Genomic DNA, 22,429 nt, shown 5'->3' with positions numbered 1-22,429 from the left:
CGCCTGCGCGCCGCCACTTCCCGGCACGGCCCCCGATTATTTGCGTTTCGCGAATGACGCGTTCGCCGGTTGTTCGATACCCGACCGACGGTGTTCCACCTATCGTGGTGGCGTCGGCTGATTGAACTCAACGCGTCGAACCGGAACGGCGGCCGGCACTTCCTCGCGATTCGCGTCGCACACAAAAGACATCGGACCTGGCTCATGCGCAGGCGCTCCGGCGCGCGCAGGCGAACCTGTGTCCACGGAGACGGAAATGAAAGCAAACGAGTGGGATACCTCCTATGAGTGGAAGGCGGTCACGCTGCTGGCGCTCGGCTTCGGGCTGGTCGGCCTCGACCGCTGGCTGATCGCGCCGCTGTTCCCTTCGATCATGAAGGACCTCAACCTGACCGCGCAGGACGTCGGCAACTGCATCGGCGTGCTCGGCCTGTCGTGGGGCATCTTCGCGGCGCTGATGGGCGGCATCTCCGACAAGATCGGCCGCAGGAAGGTGCTGATTCCGGCCATCATCGCGTTCTCGCTGCTGTCGGGCTTCTCGGGGCTCGCGGGCGGGCTGCTCGGCCTGATCGCGATTCGCGGCCTGATGGGTGTCGCGGAGGGCTCGTTCTGCCCGACGAGCTTTGCCGCGACGGCCGACGCGTCGCATCCGCGGCGGCGCGGGCTGAACCTCGGCCTGCAGCAAAGCGGCTTCGCGCTGTTCGGGCTTGCGCTGTCGCCGATCATCGCGACGCAGCTGCTCGGTTTCGTGTCATGGCGCTGGGTCTTTGCGCTCGTGGCCGTTCCCGGCCTGATCCTCGGCGCGCTCATGTTCTTCGTCATCCGTGAGCCGAAGGTGACGAAGGCCGTCGCGTCGGAGCATGCTCCGGCGTCGCTCGGCCATGTGCTCAGGAGCCGCAACATCCTCGTGGCGATGGCCGCACTGTGCTGCGCGATGACGGGCGTATTCGTGCTCGGCGCGCTGCTGCCGCTGTACCTGACCGATTACCTGGCGCTCGGCACGCAGAAGATGGGCCTCGTCGTGTCGGCGATCGGCTTCGGCGGCTTTCTCGGGCAGTTCGGGTTGCCGGGCCTGTCCGACCTGGTCGGGCGCCGCCTCGCAAGCATCGTCGGCTTCGTGGGGACGGCCGTGATGCTCTATCTCTTCCGTGGCCTCGGCCCGCAGCCGTTCGCGCTGTTCGGGGTCCTGTTTGTCGCGTCGTTCTTCACGCTCGGCCTGGTGTCGCTGCTGTCCGGCCCGGTGGCGACGGAGGCCGCGCCCGTCGGGCTCGTGTCGACGTCGATCGGCGTGGTGGTCGGCGTCGGCGAGATCTTCGGCGGCGGCATCGCGCCGGCGATGGGCGGCTACGTCGCCGCACACTTTGGCATCCAGAACATTCTGTGGCTGCCGATGGGCGCGGTCGTGCTGGGCATCCTGGTCAGCCTGCTGCTGAAGGAAACCGCGCCGGCCGTGCTGCAGCGTCGCGTGGCCGTGCAACCGGAACTGGCGGCCGGCGAGCAATCACGGTAAGGCCCGCGCGGGCCGGGCGGCGCAGGCGGCGCGCGGTGCGATCGGCGATTGACATCGATTGGATGACACAGTGACGCCTTCCGCATGACACCGCCCGACATTCGCACGGGTAGACTGCCGGTTTCGCTGTCGAAAAAGGGCGCGGCATGGACCGGTTTCTGAGCATCGAGGCATTCGTCAGGGTGGCGGAGGCGAGCAGCTTCGCCGAGGCGGCGCGGCAGCTCGGCGTGACCAGCTCGGTCGTGACGAACCGCATCCAGCAGCTCGAGAAGTTCGTCAACGCGCCGCTGTTCCATCGCAGCACCCGCCACGTGCGCCTGTCGGAAGTGGGCGAGGCGTTTTATCGCGAGTGTGCGGAGGTGGTGGGGCGCGTCAACGAGTTGACGGACCAGATGCGCGAGCTTCGCGCCACGCCCACCGGGCGGCTGCGCATCCAGATGCTGCCCGGTTTCGCGCTCGATCACTTCGGCGCGCCGTTGATGGAATTCAACCGGCGCTACCCGGGCATCCAGCTCGACGTGATCGTCAATGACCGTGTCGTCGATCCTGTCGAAGAAGGGTTCGACATCGCGTTCCAGATCTTTCCGCCGATCTCCGAGTCGCTGATCGAACGGCGGCTGTTCACCGTCAGGCGCCTCTTCTGCGCGTCGCCCGCCTACCTCGACGCGCATGGTGCGCCACAACATCCGCGCGACCTGCTGCAGCATACGACCGCGCTGTATTCGGGCTATCCGTCGCGCAACCGCTGGACGATGACGCGCGGCGACGAGGTCGTCGAAATGGAGCTGCCGGGAATGATCCGCTCGAACTCCGTGCACCTGCTGCGCGAGTACGCGCTGACCGGTGGCGGCGTCGTTTGCCTGCCCACGCTCGTGGCGAGCGATGCGCTCGTCGCGGGCCGCCTGGTCCCGATCCTGACCGACTATCAGCTCGCGCCGCTGAGCTTCGCCGCCGTTTATCCCGCAACGCAGCGACAGGCGTTGAAGGTGAAGGCGCTGGTCGAATTCCTCGCGGACTATATCGGCGACGAATCCCCGTGGGATGTTCCCCTTCTGGCGCGCGGCTGGGTGCGTTGAACCGCGCGGATTATTCGCGAAACGCAAATGCCGTAATCGCCGTCCGTTGCCTTGTTGCTGCTGTTCGTTGCCCCTAGAGTTGAATCCAACAAGCAGTTCAACTCAGGAGACAGCAATGACCGACACGGCATTCCACACCGTCTTTGGCTCGCTCGACAGTTACCGGAAGGGCGAGATCGAAATCACCAGCGGCAGCGCGCAGCACTACGCGTTCTCGAACGTGTTCGAGGTCGCATCGAAGTCGGCCCCTTATGAAAAGGTCGTCGCCGGCAAGAATCTCGAATACGTGATCGAAGTGCTGAGGACCGACGGCCAGTCGCCGTGGTTCGCCTGCGCGCACGACGAGTTCGTGATCCAGATGGATGGCGAAGTCCGGATCGAATTCATCAAGCTCGATACGCCGCCGAAATCGGGGCGCGGCACCGTGAGCGCCGGCGCCCAGCCGGCCGGCCGAAAGATGGGGTACGTCATGCTGCGCAAGGGCCATCAGGCGCTGCTGCCGGCCGGCAGTGCCTACCGCTTCACCGCGAGCCAGCCGGGCGTCGCGCTCGTGCAGACCGTCCTTGGCGAGCTGTCCGTGGAGAAGTGGGCCGAGATCTGCCTGCACTGATTCGACCGACCTCATTCGACACTTCCAGGAGACACGTTATGGCCACCCTCGACACCCTCGACCTTTCCACGGGCTTTGCCGCCGATCTGGTGCGATCGACCGAAGCCGATGCCGTCACCGGCTACCGCCGCTTCCAGCTCGGCGAATTCGAATTCCAGCGCGACGAATATTTCGTGAAGATCAGCTGGCCCGCGAAAGGCCAGATGCGCACGCATGCGATGCCGGCGGACGCGTTCCTGCGCGCGATGATGCGCGACGTGGCATGGGGCTTCTTCTACGGCTGGGTGAATTTCGACCACGTATTCGGCACGCGCAATCACTACGGCAAGGTCGACATGTATGCGGGTACCTTCAACGGCATCCTGAAGGACGCCGGGGTCGACTACACCGAGACCTTTGAAACGCCCACGATCATGGCGACCTTCAAGGCGATGCTGCACGACTGGACGAACGAAGGCTTCGATCCGTTCGCGGCGCCGCAGGAAACGGGCACGGCGTTCGGACGCAAGCACGGCGAGAACGGCGCGGCGATCGAGCGCACGCGCATCGCCACGCGCCGCATGCCGGGCCTCGAAGGCGACTCGCCGCTGCGCAACGAGCTGCCGGTCAACCGCGCGTTCCTCGACGTCGCGCAGGACGAACCGGAAGTGCATGTCGAGCCGGGCTTCGAAGGCGAACTGCACGCGTTCAACCTGTTCAAGTACCTGTCGCGCTCGGACGTGACGTGGAATCCGTCGGTCACGTCGGTGTGCGGACGCAGCCTGTTCTGCCCGACCACCGAGGAATTCATCCTGCCGGTGTTCCATGGCAACGACCGCGTCGAATGGTTCCTGCAACTGTCCGACGAAATCGTGTGGGACATCGGCGACAAGAACACCGGCGCACCGCGCGCACGCGTCACGATGCGCGCCGGCGATATCTGCGCGATGCCCGCCGACATCCGCCATCAGGGTTATTCCACGAAGCGGTCGATGCTGCTCGTCTGGGAAAACGCGACGCCGGACCTGCCGCAACGCTACGAGAGCGGCGAGCTCGCGCCGTATCCGATCGCGTTCTGAGCGGCGCAGCCGCTTCCGCTTCAGCCCTACACCGAGGACGATTCATGCAAACCCAACTCTTCATCGACGGGCGCTTCGTTGACGCCGTCGACCGCGGCACGATCGACGTGCTGAACCCGCACGATGGCTCCGTCATCACGAAGATCGCGGCAGCCACCGCGGCGGATGTCGATCTCGCCGTCGAAGCCGCCACGCGTGCATTCCCCAAATGGTCGGCCCTGCCGGCCGCCGAGCGCGGCCGGTTGCTGCTGCGCCTCGCCGACGCGATCGAGGCCAACACGGAGGAGCTGGCACAGCTCGAGTCGCTGGACACCGGCCACCCGATCCGCGATTCGCGTGCGCTCGACGTGCCGCGCACGGCCGCCTGCTTCCGCTACTTCGGCGGCATGGCCGACAAGCTGCAAGGCTCGGTGATTCCCGTCGAAACCGGCTTCCTGAACTACGTGCAGCGCGCGCCGATCGGCGTCGTCGGCCAGATCGTGCCGTGGAATTTTCCGCTGATGTTCACGAGCTGGAAGATGGGCCCGGCGCTCGCCGCCGGCAACACCGTGGTGCTCAAGCCGTCGGAAATCACGCCGCTGTCGACGTTGCGCATCGTCGAGCTGATGGCCGAGGTCGGGTTCCCCGCCGGTGTCGTCAATATCGTCCCCGGCTACGGGCATACGGCCGGCCAGCGGCTCGCCGAACATCCGGGCGTCGGCAAGATCGCGTTCACGGGGTCGACGGCCACCGGCCGCCGGATCGTCGAGGCGTCGCAGGGCAACCTGAAGCGCGTGCAGCTCGAACTGGGCGGCAAGGGCGCCAACATCGTGTTCGACGATGCCGACCTCGATGCGGCCATCAACGGCGCCGCATGGGCGATCTTCCACAACCAGGGGCAGGCGTGCATCGCCGGCTCGCGTCTCGTGCTGCACGAACGCATCGCGGATGCGTTCCTCGAGCGATTCGTCGCGCTCGCGTCGTCGATCCGCATCGGCAACCCGCTCGACGCCGATACCGAGATGGGGCCGCTGACCTCGAAGCAGCACCTCGAGCGCGTGCTGTCGTTCGTCGATGTCGCGCGCGAGCAGGGCGGCCGCGTGCTCACGGGCGGCAGCGCACCGCAGGATCCGGCGCTCGCGAACGGCTATTACGTGCGCCCGACGGTCATCGAGGCGAAGAGCGCGGCCGATCGCGTCGCGCAGGAGGAAGTGTTCGGCCCGTTCGTCACGGTGCTGCGCTTCGGCAGCGACGACGAAGCGCTGGCCATCGCCAACGCAACGGAATACGGGCTGGGCAGCGGCCTCTGGACGAAGGATCTCTCGCGTGCACACCGGATGGCATCGAAGATCGACGCGGGCATGTGCTGGATCAACTGCTACAAGCGCGTCAATCCGGGCAGCCCGTTCGGTGGCGTCGGCAAGTCGGGCTACGGCCGCGAGATGGGCTTCGAGGCCATGCACGACTACACCGAAGCGCGGTCGGTGTGGGTCAACGTCGACGGCAACGTGCCGCCGCATTTCAAGCGCTGAGGTTTTCCATGGACCGCTTCGTCTATCAGGGCACCCCTTCCCGTGTGGTGTTCGAATGGGGCGCACTCGCCAGGCTGCCGGACGAGTTGTCGACGCTCGGCGCCCGCCGCGCGCTCATCCTGTGCACGCCCGAGCAGCGGCCGCTCGCCGAGCGCGTGGCGGCGATCCTGGGCGAGCGTGCGGCCGGCATCTGTGCGCAGGCGGTCATGCACGTGCCGGTCGAGGTCGCGCATGCGGCTCGCGAGATGGCCGGCGAGCTGGACGCGGACTGCTGCGTCGCGATCGGCGGCGGCTCGACGATCGGGCTGGGCAAGGCCATTGCGCTCGAGTCGGTGTTGCCGATCCTGGCCGTGCCGACGACGTATGCCGGCTCGGAGATGACACCGATCTTCGGGCTCACGGAGGGCCGGCTGAAGCGCACCGGGCGCGACGCGCGCGTGCTGCCGCGTACGGTGCTCTACGATCCGTCGCTGACGGTGTCGCTGCCGCCGGACATTTCGGCGGCCTCGGGTATCAATGCAATGGCGCATGCGGTCGAGGCGCTCTACGCGGAAGACGCGAACCCGGTGATCAGCCTGATGGCGGAAGAATCGATCCGCGCACTCGGTGAAGCGCTGCCCGTGATCGTGCGCGATCCGGAGCACCGTGCGATGCGCAGCCGCGCGCTGTACGGCGCGTGGCTCGCCGGAACTTGCCTGGGCGCGGTCGGCATGGCGCTGCACCACAAGCTGTGCCACACGCTCGGCGGCACCTTCAACCTGCCGCACGCGCAGACGCATGCGGCGATGCTGCCGCACACCGCGCACTACAACCATGCCGCCGCGCCCGATGCGCTGCGCCGCGTGGCGCGCGCATTGGGCGGGAACGATGCAGCCGAAGCCGGCCCGCTGCTGTTCGCGCTGAACGCGCGGCTCGGCATCGCGCCGGCGCTCGCCGAAATCGGGATGCCGGAGAGCGGTCTCGACGAAGCGGCCGACCTCGCCTGTCGCAACCCGTATGCGAATCCGCGGCCGATCGAACGCACGGCGATTCGCGCGCTGCTTCAGCACGCATGGGAAGGGCGCGCGCCGCAATGAGCGGCTCGACGCGTCAATGGAGACAGACATGAGCCATGACCACGATGACGGTGATGCGGGGTTGACCGGGCAGGTTGCCGCCGGCTTCGACGGTATGCCGGGCTCGGGCCTGAACACGAGCCTGAGCACGAGCACGAGCCTGAGCCTGAGCCTGAGCCCGAGCCTGAGCCTGAGCCTGAGCCTGAGCCTGAGCCTGAGCCTGAGCCCGAGCCCGAGCCCGAGCCCGAGCCCGAGTGCGAGTGCGAGCGTGCGGATGCGGCGCCTCGAACCGCATTTTCACGCGTTCGCCCTCGACCGGAGCTGACCGCCATGGCGCGATTTTTCGCGGTGTTTGCGACGGACCAGCCGGGCATGCGCGACGTGCGCGACCGCGTTCGGCCGATTCATCGAACCTACCTGCGCTCGGCCGACCAGCATGGCGTGGTCGTGCGGCTCGGCGGCCCGACGCTGGACCCGCACGGCGACGCGATGAATGGAACGCTGCTCGTCGTGGAGGCGGACGACATTCATGCGGTGATGCAGTTCGTCGGCAACGATCCGTACGTGAAGGAAGGGTTGTTTTCGCACGTGGAAGTGCGGCCGTGGGACTGGAGCCTCGGCAACCCCGAGCAGAGGGTGTGAGACATGGAAGCACGACAACTCTGCCGCTTTTCCGATGTGCCCGACGGCGGCGCGCGGGTCGTCGACGAGGCCTGCATCGGACGTCCGGTGATCGTCGTGAGACGCGGCGAGCAGGTGTGGGCCTATGTGAATCGCTGCCCGCACTTCTCGGTGCCGCTCGATTTCGTGCCGGGCAGCGTGTCCTGTTACCGGTCGCAGGTATTGATGTGTGCCCATCACAGCGCGCTGTTCCGGTTCGACGATGGCGTGTGTATCGATGGGCCTTGCTCGGGATCGGCGCTGGAGGCTGTGACTGTCGAGGTGGATGCCGCTGCGTGGATCGTCTGTCGCGGCGCTTGATTCAAGCGATTCGATGAGTGCGAGCGGGGCCGGTTGATGCGGCGATCGTCGAATTTATCAATCAGTAAAACTAATCGTGTTTCAGGCGCCGCTGCATCAGCCTGAATGAAGGCGATTTCTTGTGAAGTACCAAGCGAGCACCCGCCACGTAGCGGGTGGCGGCCTCGCATTGTCATAAAAAAGACGGAGACGGAATGAAACTCAGGTTTGGAGCAGTGGTGATGCTTGCCGTGGCGCAGGGCGCGTGGGCGCAGAGCAGCGTGACGATGTTCGGTCTGATCGACGCCGGCATCTCTTATGTCAGCAACGAGGGCGGCGGCAAGAACGTCAAGTTCGACGACGGCATCTTCGCGCCCAATCTCTTCGGCTTGCGCGGGACGGAAGACCTCGGCGGCGGGTATCGCGCGACGTTCGCGCTCGTGAACCAGTTCTCGATGGCGAACGGCAGTATCGTCGGGACGGGGATATTCGGACGCAACGCGTATGTGGGCCTCGAAAGCAACCGGTTCGGCAGCATCACGCTGGGCAATCAGTATGACTTCATGGTCGATTCGCTCTTTTCAAAGGGCAATGCAATCTCGCGGGATATCTCGGGGCTGTACGGCTTTCGCAATGGCCCGTTCCAGCGTCTCGCGCTTCCCGGTAATCCGACCGGCGCGTTCGACTGGGATCGCACGGCAGGCAGCAAGCCGATCGCGAATTCCGTCAAGTACAGTTCGCCGACGGTCGCGGGGTTTTCCGGTGGCGTGATGTATGCGTTCGGCGGGGTGGCCGGGTCGGTCGGCGCGGACAACGCGGTCAGCGCCGGGGTGAACTACGAGATGGGGCCGTTCGGTGTCGGTGCGGCCTACACGAACGAGAAATACGGTCCCGCGCCTGGCGTGCCGTCCACCAGCGTGCGCAACTGGGGTGTCGGGATGCACTACGACTTCGGTGTCGTGACCGCGAGTGCGCTGGTGACCACCGTGCACAACGCGTTCAACGATGCCGGCGTGTGGATAGCGGAAACCGGCGGGTTGTGGCGCATCCGGCCGGATGTCGTGCTGGGTGCGAAGTACATGTACATGAAGGGCAACGAAGCGGTGAACGACAACCACGCGCATCAGGTCAGTGTTGCGCTGCAGTACCTGTTTTCGAAGCGGACGATGGTTTACGTGTCGGCCGATTATCAGCGCGCGAACCGCGGCGCGAATGCGCAGGTCAACGGCGTGCTGGATCCGAACGGGGCGTCGAGTTCAGCGAGCCAGACGGTGGCGCGGGTGGGGTTGCATACGGTGTTTTGACGAGGTGGCGGGCGGATCCGATGTCAAGATCAGCCCGCCAATGGGCTAGCTCGCCGCTGCGGCTGCTTCTTTGGCCTTGTCCTGTTCCGCCGCCAGCGCCGCATCCGCCGCCTGCGCGTGCTGGATCGCCGGGCGCGCAAGCACGCGATCGATATAGGCGCGAATGCGCGGCGTCTCGGGCACCAGCTTGAACATCGTGGTCCAGTTCAGCGCCGAGCCCCACAGCACATCCACTGCGGTAAAGCGCTCGCCCAGCAGGTAAGGCCCCTTGGCCAGTTGCGCATCGATTGCGTTGACGACGGTATCGAAGTCGCCGTAGGGCGATGTCGAGTAGGCCGCGGGCGGGCGATTCATCGATCGGTCGACGATGGCCGGCTCGAGGCACGAGCCATAGAACGTCATCCAGCTCAGATAGGGGCCGCGAAGTGAATCGCCCGGCGCCGGCGACAGGCCGGCTTCCGGATACAGTTCCGCCGCATACATGTAGACGGCCGCCTGCTCGGTGACGATCACGTCGCCGTGACGCAACGCTGGAACCTTGCCCAGCGGATTGATGCGCAGGTATTCGGCTTCGTGGTGTTTTCCGGTGGAGAGGTCGAACGCGTGCAGTTCATAGTCGGCGCCCAGTTCCTCGAGCAGCATCCGCGCGCCGGCCGAGCGGCTGCGCGGAGAGTGGAACAGGGTCAGGTGACGGTCTTGCGGCATGATGGGCTCTGGTGGGTGCGGTCGTGGGCAGGGATTCAAATGTAGGACGGTTGCGCACGCTCGTCTTGGAAAAATCCGCTGTGGCGGTGCATCATCGCCCCATCACCTCAACGGTTTCCGACCATGGCCGACCTGCGTAACGTGACCGACACGCCCAAAGGCGTGGTCGGCCCGAAAGCGATCAATCAGCGCTTCCGCCTCAATCGCTATCACCCGCGTGCCGAACTGGCCGGTGTGCTGGATCACCACTGGATCGTCGAATGGGATCTGCGCGACCAGCCGCCTTTTGTGCAGCGCACACTGCCGTATCCGTGCGTGAACGTGGTGTTCGATCGGCGGCAGACGGGGATCTTCGGTGTGGTGTCGGGCGCGTTCGAGACGACGCTCGCCGGTGCCGGCAGGGTGATCGGCTTGCGGTTCCGGCCGGGCGCGTTTCGGGCGTTTTTCGGCAAACCGGTGCATTTGATGACCGACAAGGTGCTGCCGGTGTCGACGCTGCTCGACTGCGCCGATGCGCAAGCCGAAGAGGCCGTGCTCGGCGCCGGGGATGATGCCGGAATGGTGGCGGCGGCCGAGGCGCTGCTGTTGCGGGTGCTGCCGCCGGCCGATCCGCAGGTCGAACGTATTCATCGTATTTTGCAGATGCTGCAGGAGGACATCGGGCTCACGCAGGTGCGCGACCTGGCCGAGCGTGCGGGGTTGAGCGAACGCACGTTGCAGCAGCTCTTTTCCAACCATGTCGGGGTGACGCCCAAATGGGTGATCTGTCGTTATCGCCTGCACGAGGCCGCGGACAAGCTCGCGGGCGGCGAGGCGGTCGATCTCGCGGCGCTGGCTCAGGCGTTGGGGTATTTCGATCAGGCGCACTTCACGCGCGACTTTCGGAAGCTGGTGGGGAAGGCGCCGGCGGAGTATCGGCGGGAGGACGGGCAGGGATGAGTTGGCGGATTCTTGGCGGGCGCTGCGGCTCGCTTCCTGTCGGTCGTTGTCGCCCGAGCAACACGGTAGTGTGCCCATTGACCTGCCGCCGCGCCGACAATGAATCCAGGATGGGGCGCGCCGGCCATCGGTGAACTTCAAACGGTGGGTGCGTTGCCGATCATTCCACCCTATAGTGCTCGTCGTTGATCGATCTGCAAGCAAATCAGGAGTTCGTCGTGTTTCACCGGGAATCCAAATTGGGTCGTTCGAACTTCGCGCGCATCGTCGCCCTGACGATGATGCTGGCGCCAGTCGTGGCGCATGCAGAGGCGGAGGCTGTCGAAGGCACGACGCGTATCGCGTCGGCTGTCAGTCACGACACGTCACCGGCACGACCGATTGTCGGCGACGACCCGGTTGCAATCCGGGATGCGCTGCAGAAGCTGCACATCAGCACCCTCTCGCCTTCGTTGCGCGACCGGGTTCGCGGCCTGGTTTCCAGCGCTGCCGACCGGCATGACACGAATCCCGACCTGGCGGCCGTCGATCTGGATCGTGACGTGACGTTCGTGGTGCCGGTGCGGTACGGGTTGAGGTACTCGTCACGGCGGCACCTGTTGACGCTGGATGTTGACTTGTTCGACGCAGAGCGCGACGACCGGACGGGCATCCTGCTCAGAAAGGTCACGACGGGGCCAAGAGGGCGCGGGCTCGTGATTGCACCCGAAGCGAAGGCAAAAGGGTACATCCAGCACGTCGACATCATCGAACTCGATTCCGGGCAAGGCAAAAAGACCACGATCCGCAGCCGCATGCGGCTTTCGCCCGCCGAGCACGCCCGAGCGAATGGCGACTACGCACTCGTTTTTACCGGGCGCCTGGTACGGCCTTACCTGACCGAACAAACCGAGCATGCCGATCCGAGTATCGAGGAGCCGACGGACATTACGACGAGGACCTCCACGCTGCACATGGATATCCATGACATCTCGCTGGTGAGTCCGTCGAGCGGCATCGTGGTGTCGAAGAAGCTGCGGTTGTCGAAGTAGCGGGTTCCTCGTGGTGGGTTGAGCGAGGGCACCGCGGCCCTCATGTAAGATGCGCACAGCTTCACCCGGCCTTGAGAGGGGCCGGTTCTCGCGCCACAACGGCAATCAGCCGCACAACAACAAGGAAGCCACGAGATATGCCGGGGATTCCCACTGAAGCCTTTACTGTCTGGCACACGATCCTGTCCGTGGCCCGACACGCACCGTCGCCGCACAACATTCAGCCGTGGCGTGTGCAACTGATCTCGGACGATTACGCCGAGCTGTTCATCGACGGCACGCGCACGCTGCCGAAAGAAGACACGACCGGTGCGTTCCTGTTGTCCGCGATGGGCATGTTCATCGATGCGATCGATCTGCTCGCGGCACCGCACGGCTTGCGCGTCGAATGGCAACTGCATCGCCCGGTGCAGGAATTCGCGGCCATCCTGTCCCGGCCGACACCTCCGGGGCTGATTCCATTCGCCGCGTTGCGGCTCGTCGCCAACCCCAACGCGGACGCATCGCGCGACGATCCATCTGCGCTGATGCTCGCGCGCCGCACGTCGCGCATTTCGATGGATCCGACGCCGGTGCCGGATGCAGCCGTCAGGCAACTGGCAGCGCTGGCTGACGAATGGGGGCATCGATATACGCACCTGTCGGGTGCGGAGCGGATCGAGCCGATCATCGCGGCGAACATCGACGCCGTATTCCATGACATGAACGTCGCGGACTACCACGACGAAATCACTTCATGGTTTCGCTTCACGGAACGCTCGACTGCCCGACATCGCGACGGTCTCGACTGGCGCTGCATGAACCTGTCGCGCGCGGAGTTCTGGATGTCCGCGCGTCTGTCGAAGATCCTGATGTTCAAGCCGACGCGTTTCTATTTCAAGCGCCGCTACCGGTCGCAACTGGGCCACGTGCCGGCGATCGGCGTGTTGAGCGGCGATTTCTTCAATCCGGAGAATGCGATCGAGTCGGGCCGTTTCTTGCTGCGCTTCTGGCTGGCACTGACGAGCCTCGGCCTGTACCTGCACCCGTACGGCAACCTGGTCACGAACCCCGACGCCGCCGCATGGTTCAGCGCGCATGCCGGGGTCGACCGGGCATGGCTCGTGTTCAAGGTCGGCTACTCGCGTACGCCGCCGCAAAGCCAACGCAGGGCGCTCGCCGACATCCTCGTCGATGCGCCGGTTTCGCCCTATTCGCCGGAATCCGCATGAACACGCTCATTCGCCTCTTTCTCGAAGCCATTCTCTGGACGCTCTGGTTCCTTCGCCGCGTGATCAGCGTCGACGGACGTCTCTATGTGTTCCTCAACGCGCCGATTTTTCAGCCGTATCTGACCTTTGTCGGCCGCATGCGCGCCCGCGTCGCGTTCCTCAAGGCGAGCACGTCGTGCCCGGCGTACATCGAGTTCCTGAAGGCCGAAGGTTACAAGGCCGGCGGCAAATGGCGGCTGGCCGACCTGCCCGCCATGACCAAGGAGAATTACATCAAGCGCTATTCGATCGAGCAGCGCTGTTACGGCGGAGCCATTCCGAAGTCGGGTGTCGTCATCGACGAATCGTCGGGGTCGACGGGGCAGCCGAACAACTGGGTGCGCAGCGCGGCCGAACGCAGCGACGTCAAGCGCATCCTGCAACTGAACTACCAACTGGTGTTTCGCGACTCCGGCAAGATGTTGCTCAACTGCTTCGCGCTCGGGCCGTGGGCGACCGGCATGAACGTGTCGATGTCGCTCGTCGACGTCGGCATCATGAAGTCGATCGGTCCGGACAAGGCCAAGCTGATCAACACGCTGAAGCTGTTCGGGCCGAAATACCAGTACCTGATATTCGGCTACCCGCCGTTTATCCGCTCGGTGGTCGACGAATGCGATCTCGACCTGAGCGCGTACCACATCGATTTCATCGTCGGCGGGGAAGGGTTGTCGGAAGCGTTGCGCGACCATCTGCTGCGCAAGGCGAGCACGGTGATCTCGTCGTATGGCGCGTCGGACCTCGAGATCAACATCGGCGTCGAGACGCCGACGACGATCGGCTTGCGGCGTGCGTTGCTCACACGGCCCGAGTTGTGCCGCGAGGTGTTCGGCCGCGATACGCCGCCGATGATCTTCCAGTACAACGCGCTCGATTACGTCATCGAAACGAATGACGATGGGGAACTGCTGGTGACGATCGGGCGGCAGTCGGGCGCGGCGCCGAAGATCCGGTACAACATTCGCGATTCGGGCGGGACGTATACGTTCCGTGAGCTGAACAAGCGTCTGTCGGCACATGGCATGCGCCTGCAGGACTTTGCATCGCGGACCAGCCATTTCCCGTTCTTGTTCGTGTACGGCCGTAACGATTCGAGCGTGCCGTTCTATGGCGCGAAAGTGTTCCCGTCCGATATCGAGCAGGTTCTGTCCGCTTCGCCGATGCTGCATGACGCGATCAGCACGTTCCAGCTTGCGACGACCGAGGATGCGCAGTTGACGAGTTTCCTGCATCTCCATCTCGAACGGGCGTTGGGCAGTGCGCCGATGCAGCTCGACGATGCGGCGCTGCATGGGGAGATGTTCGAAGGCATGAAGCGCGTGAATCAGGATTTCCGCGAGGTGTCGAGGCTGTTCGATCCGAAGCAGGTGATCGTGCATGTGCATGATCATGATACGGGGCCGTTTCAGGGGCGGGATATTCGGATCAAGAACAGGTATATCGCGTGAGGGCGTGGATTCGCTGATTGAGCCAAATTGGAAAGCCTGATATTTCAGGGGTGGAATTAAGGTGGGTGTGGTTTTTGTGTTTTTAACATGATCTGATTTTATAAAATACAGGATAAACGGGGAAGTATATGGCTCTACCTCTTTCGGTTCTCCCTGGTATGGCGTACGCGGCCGACGTGGCAACACGGAACGACGCTATTGCCGGAATGATTGTCAGCGAGCGTGACTATGTTTCTACGTGGCTAACTACGTTGCGCAACAACTGGCGCATGTTGGGTGGTCAGGCGAGTATGGCTTTTGTGACACTTTTACCCGGTCAGGAGCAGTTGCTCGGATGTGACGGCGCGATTGTCGTGGAAGATACCGTCACGAAGCAATTCAAGATATTGCTATTCGAGGCAAAGCGTATTCGGCCGAATATGGATGTGTTGAAGAACCACAATCATATTGCGCACACCATGGTTGAATACGGAGTCGCCGCTTCCCCGTCTTATCATTCGCATTTCAGTGATCAAATTGCAAGGCAGGCTGGATTTGTTGCCGCAAATCCTCAGGTGCCGGTTGTAGAAATTTTCCTGTCATTGAACAGCCCGGTCGCTCCGTTCGTTCCGCCGGTATTTGATGCTTATGGAAGCGCGTGTGTAGATCATAGTGCGGCGCGCGACTACGTTGCACCACCCGCTGCAGTTCCGCCGGCTGCTCAGATCCTATTCAATGCAGCATGGAACCACCTGGCGGATCTGCCAATTGTGTGCAACGTGGCGCCTGGACGAAACCTGAAATCGACGCTTGAAGATCTCGTCGCGTGCAGGATCGGGCGGCCGCTTACGCATCCGGATGGTGCGGTAGGCATTCTGAGGGAGTTGCATCCCGACGTGAATCAACTGATCGGGCAGCAAGTTGTCCAGCTTCCTAGGGTATTGCAAGCGCTTGGATTAAGTTACTTCCTGCATGTAACAGGGGCGGCTAGCGGCTGGGGCAGGAACTAGTGGATCGAAACTGCGCGCTGTCTGATTTCGCGGGGTGTCGGCGCGCAGGCGGGTTTGTCAGGCGGCGTGTGGCGAGTGCTTAAAAATTCATGACGCATTCCGGCGGCGTTCCCGGCCTTTCAGGCCGGGTCGCTGCTCCGAAAGCGACCTGCTGCAATATCGCTGCCGGTCAGGTGTAGGATTCCTTGATTTTCGGCGAACAACAGCGTGTGACGACTCCCGATCCCCTCACTCCACTGTCACCGACTTCGCCAGGTTCCTCGGCTTGTCATTATCGGTCCCGCTAGCCGGGGCGGCGTGATATGCCAGCAGTTGCATCGGCACTGTATGCAGAATCGGCGAAATCGGCCCGGAGTACTCGTTGAGCCGAATTGTCCCGATTCCTTTGCCTGGTGCCAACCCGAAGTCCACATCCGCTTACACGAACAGCCGGCCATTCGGCGCGACCGCAATCACCGGTATCTCGTTGCTCACCGGCGCCAGAGGTCATGCTTCAGCTCCGCAGCCGGATAAGCCTCCGCATGAATATACGAAATCTCCCGCATCTTCAGCGCGTCCTCGAATGACGCTTGGGGCCAGGTCACGAGCATCCTTGCTGCGCTTGAACGACACCGAGCCGGTTTCGAACACGGCCCGGGTCGCGTTATCCATCGCTTGCCGGATCGTCTGCTTGAACTGTGCTTCGAGTGGTCGGCGCGCTTCGATCTCCGCCAGCACGGCGACCAGATCGGCAAACACGGACGACAGCATTCGGTCATTCCCGAAATCGATCGTTTCTCCATAGCCGGGATACAGATGGCGTCATGCACGATCCGCCGCCTCCGACCCGTCTGCGGGCGGTAGCGTATCGGTCTTCACGAAGCGCCAGAAACGGGCTTCAAGTTCAATGAGCCGATCGATCAATGCTTCGTCGCGCTCGATGCGGTGCACTTCGAGTGCTTGGCCGCATAACAGCACGGCAACATGCGCCGCTGTCTTGCCGGTGACGGCTGATCACGATCTGGGGGACCAAATCGCGTGCGGAACCTAGTGCGATTCGGTGCTGGTTTCCAGGTTCATTGCCACAATGCGACGTCGATCGTGGCAAGGCGCGTGCGCTGGGCAACACGATCCATGAATTGATCCTGCGTCGTCAGAGGTGGTGATGAGCTAGGTGAGCTTGCCCCTTCAGGAAAACATCGAGTGCGCGTAAGCCACCAGGCGAGGCACGATCTCTTCTTCCATTCGCTCCACCGTCCAGTCGCGCTTGGAACCGGACACCACCATTGCACCAAGCACGTGACCATCGGAATCGAAGATCGGAGTCGCGACGTTGAGGTCAAACATGACCGATTGTTGATCCGTGAATGCGTAGCCCTTTTCGCGTGCGGCGACGATGATCTGTTGCAGTTCACTTTTGTCGGTAATCGTGAACGGCGTGAGTGGTTTGGGCGAGCTCTGTGCGAGTACGGCGTGGAGCCGATCGTCATCCAGCGTCGAAAGAATCGCGCGGCCGCCCGAAGTACTGAGCGCCTGCAGCCGTCGGCCAACGTAGACGGTCTGGAAGTCGGCGTGCGGATAGCTCTGGACATGCAGCAAGTGAACGATGTCTTCCCCCGCGAGTATGCAGAACGAGCAACGCTGACCACAATCGTCTCGCAGCTGCACGAGACGTGGCCATATCGTCTTGATAACGCGGTTGCTCATCTGAAAATTGAACAGCATGTCGAGCGTCTTCACAGTCAGCCGGAAGGTCTTGTGCCTCGCATCTTTCTCGACATAGCCGCATGCCATCAGCGTGTCGACGATTCGCTGCACGGTCGCTACCGGGAGTCCGGTTAACCGGTGCAGTGCGGTCAGGGTAGGTACCGAGTTGGCGGGCGTGAACGCTTCAAGTACCTGAAACCCGCGCGCGACTGACGAGATGAACAACGGATCGTCCTCATCTTCTTCGGGGGCAGGCAATGCATCCTTGCCCTCGGCAGGGCGCGATACTGTGCGCGACCAGGTCTGGATTCTGAGGCTGGACAGCGCACGCGCAGTGGCAAGGACGGGCTGAACCACCTGGCTTATCACATTATCCTCGTTCACTTCGCCAAGCCATCCGGATACCGATACCGCCGCAAGACACGCTCCATCCGCGCCGAACACGGCGGCACTGATCGTCCTTTCGTCATGGACGTTGCTACCCGCTTCGAAGACATAACCGCGCGCGACTGCGTCCGCCAGCGTGCGTTCGAGTGCGGCCTGCTCATCAGGCGTGATGGCACGGTCGGGGGCCTCTGCCAGCTCGGCGATCCGTTGGGCGAGGGCCTTGCCTGACAGGGTCGACAGCATTGCGCGTCCGGGCGCAGAGGTGAGTGTGGGCAAGCGCTCGCCAATCGGTGCCATGGTCCGTAAATGGGCGGCGGACGGCACACGTGCGATGTTGACGATATCCGCTCCCTGCATCACCCACAGGTCCGCTCGCAAATTCGTGCGTGCGCTCAGATCGACCAGCGCCGGAATAGCCAGATCAATCAGGTGATTTGTGCTGAGGAATGTGTGCGCGATGCACGCGCTTCGGTATGTCAGCGAAAGCGCTGACGACACCTCATCGCGATGCAGATACCCGCAACGCACGAGGGTATGCGTGATGCGTTGCGCGCTGCTGCGGTTCATGCCGGTCAACGCGGCGATTTCAGCAATGCGCAGATCGGGAGCCGCGGGGCCAAACGCCTCAAGCACCGCCAGCGCTTTGCCCAGCGCTGCGATCCGAGAACGATGGTCGTCACTCATTAGGGTTTCCTCTATTGGCTGGAAAAAGCCATTGACATCGACTTTTGATCGACCAATGATTGCATCAATCTAATTGCAGTAACAGTAATCGTATTGCGGTAAAACGTCAAGTGTTCACAGCAAAGCCAAGGAGCAACACCGTGTCGATGTTCATCAACAGAGTCAACGAACCGGCCGCGCCACAGACTGCGCGGATCCTCGGCGGCTCCCACGCCCGCAGCAATGCGGCGCCGGTTGCCGGCGCCGCAAACTCGTCCGTCGCGTATGGCACGCCCATTATCGACGTGCGCGCCGCTCACAAGATCTATCCGGGCGATGCGTCCGGCGTCGCCCACGCGCTGAAAGGCGTGTCCCTATCGATCAACGACAACGAGTTCTTTACCTTGCTCGGGCCGTCAGGTTGCGGCAAGACGACGTTGCTACGTCTGCTGGCCGGGTTCGAGGAGCCTTCGTCGGGAGAAATCCTGTTGGCTGGCGAGCCGGTCCACGACTTGCCACCGTATCGCCGTCCGGTCAACACGGTATTCCAGCATTACGCGCTGTTTCCCAACATGACGGTGGCTCAGAACATCGCATTTGGCCTGCGCATGCTCAAGCGCAGCCCGGCCGACGTCAAACAGCGTGTTGTCGAGATGCTGGCGCTCGTCAAGATGGAAAAGTTCGCCGACCGGCACGCCAACCAGCTCTCGGGTGGACAGCAACAACGTATCGCGCTCGCCCGGGCGCTTGCGCCGCAGCCGCGCGTGCTGCTGCTCGATGAGCCGCTGTCCGCGCTCGACCTGAAGTTACGCCAGGCAATGCGGCTCGAACTGAAGAGCCTGCAGGAAAAGACCGGCATCACGTTTGTCTTCGTCACGCATGACCAGGAAGAGGCCCTTGCGATGAGCGATCGCATTGCCGTGATGTCGGAGGGCCTCGTGCAGCAGATCGGTACGCCTGAAGACATCTACGACCGGCCCGCCACCCGCTTCGTCGCGGACTTCATCGGCGAGAACAACATGCTGGCGGGGCATGTCACGGAGCGAGGCGCCGGATTTGTGCGGGTCGCCGTGCCCGAGGTCGGCGAATTCGTGGCGGCTCCGCATGACGAGTACGCGGTCGGCGATGCAGTCACGGTGGCGATTCGGCCCGAGCGACTCGCGTTCGCCACGGGGCCCGTATCGGTCGGTCCGCGGATCAAGGGCGAGATCGCCGCCACGGTCTATCTTGGTACCGACACGGCCTGTCACGTACGGCTTGGCAACGGCCAGCGCATCGTGGTTCGCGACATGACTGGCGGCTGCCACGCCAGCCGTTCGAAAATCGGTCAGACAGTCTGGCTCGACGTCGCCGTGAACGCGGTTAACCTGCTGAGGGGCTGAGATGCTGCAACCACACCTTCTCCGATCGACACCGCTCGTTACCACCCCCGGACAATTGAGCCGTCGCGAACGGCGCTTGCAACTCTTCAGTCTGCTGCCGGCGCCGCTGATGATCGTGGTATTTCTGGTGGCACCGCTGCTGTTGGTGGTGGCGTATTCGTTCATGGCGGCGAACGGCTACGGCGGTGTGCTGCATCAATTCAGCCTCGACGCCTATGTCCAGCTATTGTTCGAGCGGAATCTCGACGATAGTCTGAGCTTCACCAACGCGTATCTGATGATCGCGTTGCGGTCGATTTCAGTTGCCGGCACGACGACGTTGATCACGATGCTGGTCGGCTTTCCGGTCGCGGTGTATATCGCGTTGCAGCCCGCTTCCCGGCGCAACCGGCTGATTCTGTGGATCACGATTCCGTTCTGGACCAACTTGCTGGTGCGTACCTATGCGTGGATCCTGCTGTTGCGCGATACGGGCGTAATCAACGGCGTGTTGCAGGCGCTAGGGATCATTCACCATCCGATCGCCATGCTTTACACCGACGGCGCGGTGCTTGTCGGTCTCGTCTATACGTATGCGCCCTTCATGGTGCTGCCGATCTACTCGAGCGTCGAGAAGATGGACATTCGTCTGATCGAGGCCGCGCATGATTTGTACGCGACCAAAACCCAAGCGTTATTGCGCGTCGTGCTGCCCGCGGCCGCGCCGGGCATTGTCGCCGGCTGCATGCTGACCTTCATTCCCTGTCTCGGCGCGATGATCGCCCCCGAATTGCTCGGAGGCGGAAAGAAAATGATGCTCGGCAATTTGATTTACCGGCAGTTCACTGAATCACGCGACTGGCCGTTCGGTTCCGTGTTCGCCGTGGTGCTGTTGGTAGCCATCGTTACGGCTGCCGCGCTGATTTCGCTGGTCCGATCCAGTCTTGCCGCATCCCGTGCACGGAGTCCGAAATGATTTTCTTTCGACGGCCAGCCCGATTTCGCGCGAACCATTTCAACGGTTTCGGCGCGATGACCACTGCATTCTATCTGTACCTGTATGCGCCGATCGTGGCGCTCGTGATCCTGTCGTTCAACGGCAGCACGTCGGCCACCGTCTGGAAATCGTTCAGCCTGCAATGGTATGAGGTGGTCTTCCAGAATACGGCGTTGCGCGATGCGGCCCGGAACAGTGTCGTGATTGCGCTTGCCGCGGCTTCGCTTTCGACAGTGCTCGCGACGATGGCCGCACTTGCTATCGCACGCCGGAAGCGCACGCGTACCACCACGATGTCCGAGCGGCTCGTCATGCTGCCGCTGGTCCTGCCCGAGATCGTGGTCGGCGTGGCGACATTGGGATTTTTCAGCGCGATCGGACTCTCGCTCGGCGCGGGCAACCTGATCATTGCGCACACGGTGTTCTGCATTCCGTTCGCGTACCTGCCTATCCGTGCGCGTCTTCAAGGGATGGATACGCGCCTCGAACAGGCTGCGATGGATCTCTATGCACGCGAATGGGCCACGTTGCGCTATGTGACGCTGCCGCTGTTGATGCCGGGCATCGTGTCGGGTCTGATGCTCGCCTTCGTGGTCTCGCTCGATAACTTCATCATTTCAGTACTGGTCGCGCAGGCCGGTTCGACGACTTTGCCGATCTTCATTTTCGGCCTGATGCGGATGGGCGTCACACCCGACGTCAACGCCGCTTCGACCATCATTCTCGTTGTATCGGTGGGACTGGTCGTGGCGGCGCACATGATCGGCAATGGCGGCCGCAAGCGTTCGTAGTTCACTTCCACACGGCAAGACATCACACCCAACGGAGAGGTCATGAAGAAATTTATGAGCGCCACCGGCGTCGTTTTCGCGTGCGTCGCCCCAGCCATGGTTGCGAATGCTGCGGGTAGCCTGAACCTGTACACCTGGACCGGCTATATCGCACCGGATCTGATTGCGCAGTTTCAGAAGCAGACCGGCGTCAAGATCAACATCGACAATTACGATTCCGAGGAGACGCTGCTCGCAAAACTCAAGCAGGGCGGCGCTGGATACGACCTAGCCGTGAGCGGTCAGGAAATGGTTCCGGTGTTGGCGCGCGAAGGTCTCATCCAGAAAATCGATGCGACGAACATCCCGGGCTACAACAACATAGACCGGCGCTTTCGAAAGCCGCAATGGGACCCCAACGGCGACTATTCCGTTCCGTATGTATGGGGCACGATGAGCTTTGCAGTCGACACGGGTGTGTACAGCGGTGACATCAATAGCTGGAAGGTGCTGTTCGATCCCCCAGCCCCGTTGCGTGGGAAGCTCAATATGTTCGATTCCGCCAATGACGCCATCGCGGTGGCGGCGTTCTACGTCGGCGTGCCGTTCTGCAGCGAAGATCCGAAGCAGATGCAGAAAGTGCTGGACGTGCTCAAGCAGCAGAAGCCATTCGTGAAAACATACAGTTCGAAGGCCGGGGCGATTCGCGAATCGATGGTCTCCGGTGAAATCGCCATGTCGGCCATCTGGAGCGGTACGGCGCAACGTGCGACCGATCTCAAGCATTCGATCCGCTATGCCTATCCCAAGGAAGGCTCGATCGCTTGGGTTGACAACGTAGTGATGCCGAAGGGGGCTCCCAACCCCGAAAACGCGAAAAAATTTATCGCATTCCTGCTGACGCCGAAGGCAGCAGCCATGAATACCAACTTCCTTAAATATCAGAACGCGATCGACGGATCGGACGCGTACGTGGCCGCTGACGTGAAGGGTGCGCCAGCAATGAATCCGCCGGCTGGCACAAAACTGGTCTTCGAGCAGCAGGCTTGTTCGGTGGCGGCGATCCGACTGCATGACCGGATCTGGACGGAATTGCTCAAGTAATTGAAGGCTTATACG

21 protein-coding genes and 2 pseudogenes are annotated in these 22,429 nt (G+C 62.8%); 19 read left to right on the top strand and 4 right to left on the bottom strand.

The genetic code is table 11. From position 1 onward, the window contains the following. Window positions 1-256 precede the first annotated feature (256 nt). The 10 genes from HAV18_RS09735 to HAV18_RS09690 all read left to right on the top strand — a co-directional run bounded on the left by HAV18_RS09735 (window position 257) and on the right by HAV18_RS09690 (window position 9,084). Window positions 257-1,510, top strand: a complete 1,254-nt coding sequence (locus tag HAV18_RS09735) for an MFS transporter (protein ID WP_166955065.1) — start codon at window positions 257-259, stop codon at window positions 1,508-1,510. Between the two features lie 146 nt (window positions 1,511-1,656). Then, window positions 1,657-2,586 (top strand): LysR family transcriptional regulator, encoded by a 930-nt coding sequence (locus HAV18_RS09730; RefSeq protein ID WP_166955063.1) that lies wholly within the window; start codon window positions 1,657-1,659, stop codon window positions 2,584-2,586. A 115-nt stretch (window positions 2,587-2,701) separates the two neighbouring features. Next, window positions 2,702-3,196 carry a hydroxyquinol 1,2-dioxygenase gene (locus HAV18_RS09725; RefSeq protein ID WP_166955061.1) on the top strand — a complete coding sequence of 165 codons (495 nt, stop codon included), beginning with the start codon at window positions 2,702-2,704 and terminating at the stop codon, window positions 3,194-3,196. Window positions 3,197-3,234: 38 nt separating this feature from the next. Continuing rightward, on the top strand, window positions 3,235-4,254 hold the full coding sequence (locus HAV18_RS09720) for a hydroxyquinol 1,2-dioxygenase (RefSeq protein WP_166955060.1): 1,020 nt from the start codon (window positions 3,235-3,237) through the stop codon (window positions 4,252-4,254). A gap of 44 nt (window positions 4,255-4,298) precedes the next feature. After that, entirely contained in the window at window positions 4,299-5,765 is a 1,467-nt protein-coding gene (locus tag HAV18_RS09715) for an aldehyde dehydrogenase family protein (protein WP_166955058.1), read from the top strand. Window positions 5,766-5,773: 8 nt separating this feature from the next. After that, window positions 5,774-6,841 (top strand): maleylacetate reductase, encoded by a 1,068-nt coding sequence (locus HAV18_RS09710; protein ID WP_166955056.1) that lies wholly within the window; start codon window positions 5,774-5,776, stop codon window positions 6,839-6,841. A 28-nt stretch (window positions 6,842-6,869) separates the two neighbouring features. Further along, entirely contained in the window at window positions 6,870-7,145 is a 276-nt protein-coding gene (locus HAV18_RS39620; RefSeq protein ID WP_208101894.1) for a hypothetical protein, read from the top strand. Between the two features lie 5 nt (window positions 7,146-7,150). Continuing rightward, the gene (locus tag HAV18_RS09700; RefSeq protein ID WP_166955054.1) at window positions 7,151-7,462 is read left to right on the top strand and encodes a YciI family protein; all 312 of its coding nucleotides are present in this window, start codon (window positions 7,151-7,153) and stop codon (window positions 7,460-7,462) included. Window positions 7,463-7,465: 3 nt separating this feature from the next. Next, entirely contained in the window at window positions 7,466-7,801 is a 336-nt protein-coding gene (locus HAV18_RS09695; RefSeq protein ID WP_166955052.1) for a Rieske 2Fe-2S domain-containing protein, read from the top strand. Between the two features lie 194 nt (window positions 7,802-7,995). Then, window positions 7,996-9,084, top strand: a complete 1,089-nt coding sequence (locus HAV18_RS09690; protein ID WP_166955050.1) for a porin — start codon at window positions 7,996-7,998, stop codon at window positions 9,082-9,084. 45 nt (window positions 9,085-9,129) lie between these two features. Here HAV18_RS09690 and HAV18_RS09685 read toward each other — a convergent pair whose 3' ends face one another. Then, the gene (locus tag HAV18_RS09685; RefSeq protein ID WP_166955047.1) at window positions 9,130-9,789 is read right to left on the bottom strand and encodes a glutathione S-transferase family protein; all 660 of its coding nucleotides are present in this window, start codon (window positions 9,787-9,789) and stop codon (window positions 9,130-9,132) included. A gap of 123 nt (window positions 9,790-9,912) precedes the next feature. On the opposite strand from HAV18_RS09685, the gene HAV18_RS09680 reads away from it, so the two are divergent. The 5 genes from HAV18_RS09680 to HAV18_RS09660 all read left to right on the top strand — a co-directional run bounded on the left by HAV18_RS09680 (window position 9,913) and on the right by HAV18_RS09660 (window position 15,446). Next, window positions 9,913-10,728: a DUF6597 domain-containing transcriptional factor gene (locus tag HAV18_RS09680; protein WP_166955045.1), complete on the top strand. Its 816-nt coding sequence runs from the start codon at window positions 9,913-9,915 to the stop codon at window positions 10,726-10,728. 218 nt (window positions 10,729-10,946) lie between these two features. Beyond that, the gene (locus HAV18_RS09675; protein WP_166956715.1) at window positions 10,947-11,759 is read left to right on the top strand and encodes a hypothetical protein; all 813 of its coding nucleotides are present in this window, start codon (window positions 10,947-10,949) and stop codon (window positions 11,757-11,759) included. 71 nt (window positions 11,760-11,830) lie between these two features. Further along, window positions 11,831-12,970 carry a nitroreductase family protein gene (locus HAV18_RS09670; RefSeq protein ID WP_279573905.1) on the top strand — a complete coding sequence of 380 codons (1,140 nt, stop codon included), beginning with the start codon at window positions 11,831-11,833 and terminating at the stop codon, window positions 12,968-12,970. Further along, window positions 12,967-14,457: a phenylacetate--CoA ligase family protein gene (locus HAV18_RS39830; protein ID WP_166955041.1), complete on the top strand. Its 1,491-nt coding sequence runs from the start codon at window positions 12,967-12,969 to the stop codon at window positions 14,455-14,457. The genes HAV18_RS09670 and HAV18_RS39830 overlap by 4 nt, the downstream gene beginning before the upstream one ends. 128 nt (window positions 14,458-14,585) lie before the next feature. Next, on the top strand, window positions 14,586-15,446 hold the full coding sequence (locus HAV18_RS09660) for a hypothetical protein (protein WP_166955040.1): 861 nt from the start codon (window positions 14,586-14,588) through the stop codon (window positions 15,444-15,446). A 228-nt stretch (window positions 15,447-15,674) separates the two neighbouring features. On the opposite strand, the pseudogene HAV18_RS09655 reads toward HAV18_RS09660, so the two are convergent. The 3 genes and pseudogenes from HAV18_RS09655 to HAV18_RS09645 form a co-directional block, all read right to left on the bottom strand. Beyond that, window positions 15,675-16,012: pseudogene (locus HAV18_RS09655) on the bottom strand (SIS domain-containing protein); the annotation flags it as partial. Window positions 16,013-16,031: 19 nt separating this feature from the next. Continuing rightward, window positions 16,032-16,436: pseudogene (locus HAV18_RS09650) on the bottom strand (endonuclease); the annotation flags it as partial. 177 nt (window positions 16,437-16,613) lie between these two features. Then, entirely contained in the window at window positions 16,614-18,203 is a 1,590-nt protein-coding gene (locus HAV18_RS09645) for an IclR family transcriptional regulator (protein WP_166955039.1), read from the bottom strand. A 146-nt stretch (window positions 18,204-18,349) separates the two neighbouring features. Here HAV18_RS09645 and HAV18_RS09640 point away from each other — a divergent pair, with 146 nt between their 5' ends. The 4 genes from HAV18_RS09640 (at window position 18,350) to HAV18_RS09625 (ending at window position 22,414) form a co-directional block, all read left to right on the top strand. Beyond that, window positions 18,350-19,564: an ABC transporter ATP-binding protein gene (locus tag HAV18_RS09640; protein WP_166956712.1), complete on the top strand. Its 1,215-nt coding sequence runs from the start codon at window positions 18,350-18,352 to the stop codon at window positions 19,562-19,564. Between the two features lies 1 nt (window position 19,565). Continuing rightward, window positions 19,566-20,519, top strand: coding sequence for an ABC transporter permease (locus HAV18_RS09635; protein WP_166955038.1), 954 nt, complete (start codon window positions 19,566-19,568; stop codon window positions 20,517-20,519). Between the two features lie 95 nt (window positions 20,520-20,614). Then, window positions 20,615-21,331, top strand: a complete 717-nt coding sequence (locus HAV18_RS09630; protein WP_208101892.1) for an ABC transporter permease — start codon at window positions 20,615-20,617, stop codon at window positions 21,329-21,331. Window positions 21,332-21,373: 42 nt separating this feature from the next. Continuing rightward, window positions 21,374-22,414 carry an extracellular solute-binding protein gene (locus tag HAV18_RS09625; protein WP_166955036.1) on the top strand — a complete coding sequence of 347 codons (1,041 nt, stop codon included), beginning with the start codon at window positions 21,374-21,376 and terminating at the stop codon, window positions 22,412-22,414. Window positions 22,415-22,429: the final 15 nt, after the last annotated feature.

It is taken from the genome of Burkholderia sp. D-99 (genome assembly GCF_011605345.1).
Classification (GTDB): Bacteria; Pseudomonadota; Gammaproteobacteria; order Burkholderiales; family Burkholderiaceae; genus Burkholderia.
The sequence above is the reverse complement of the archived record's forward strand: the minus strand, read 5'-3'. Positions and strand labels throughout refer to the sequence as shown.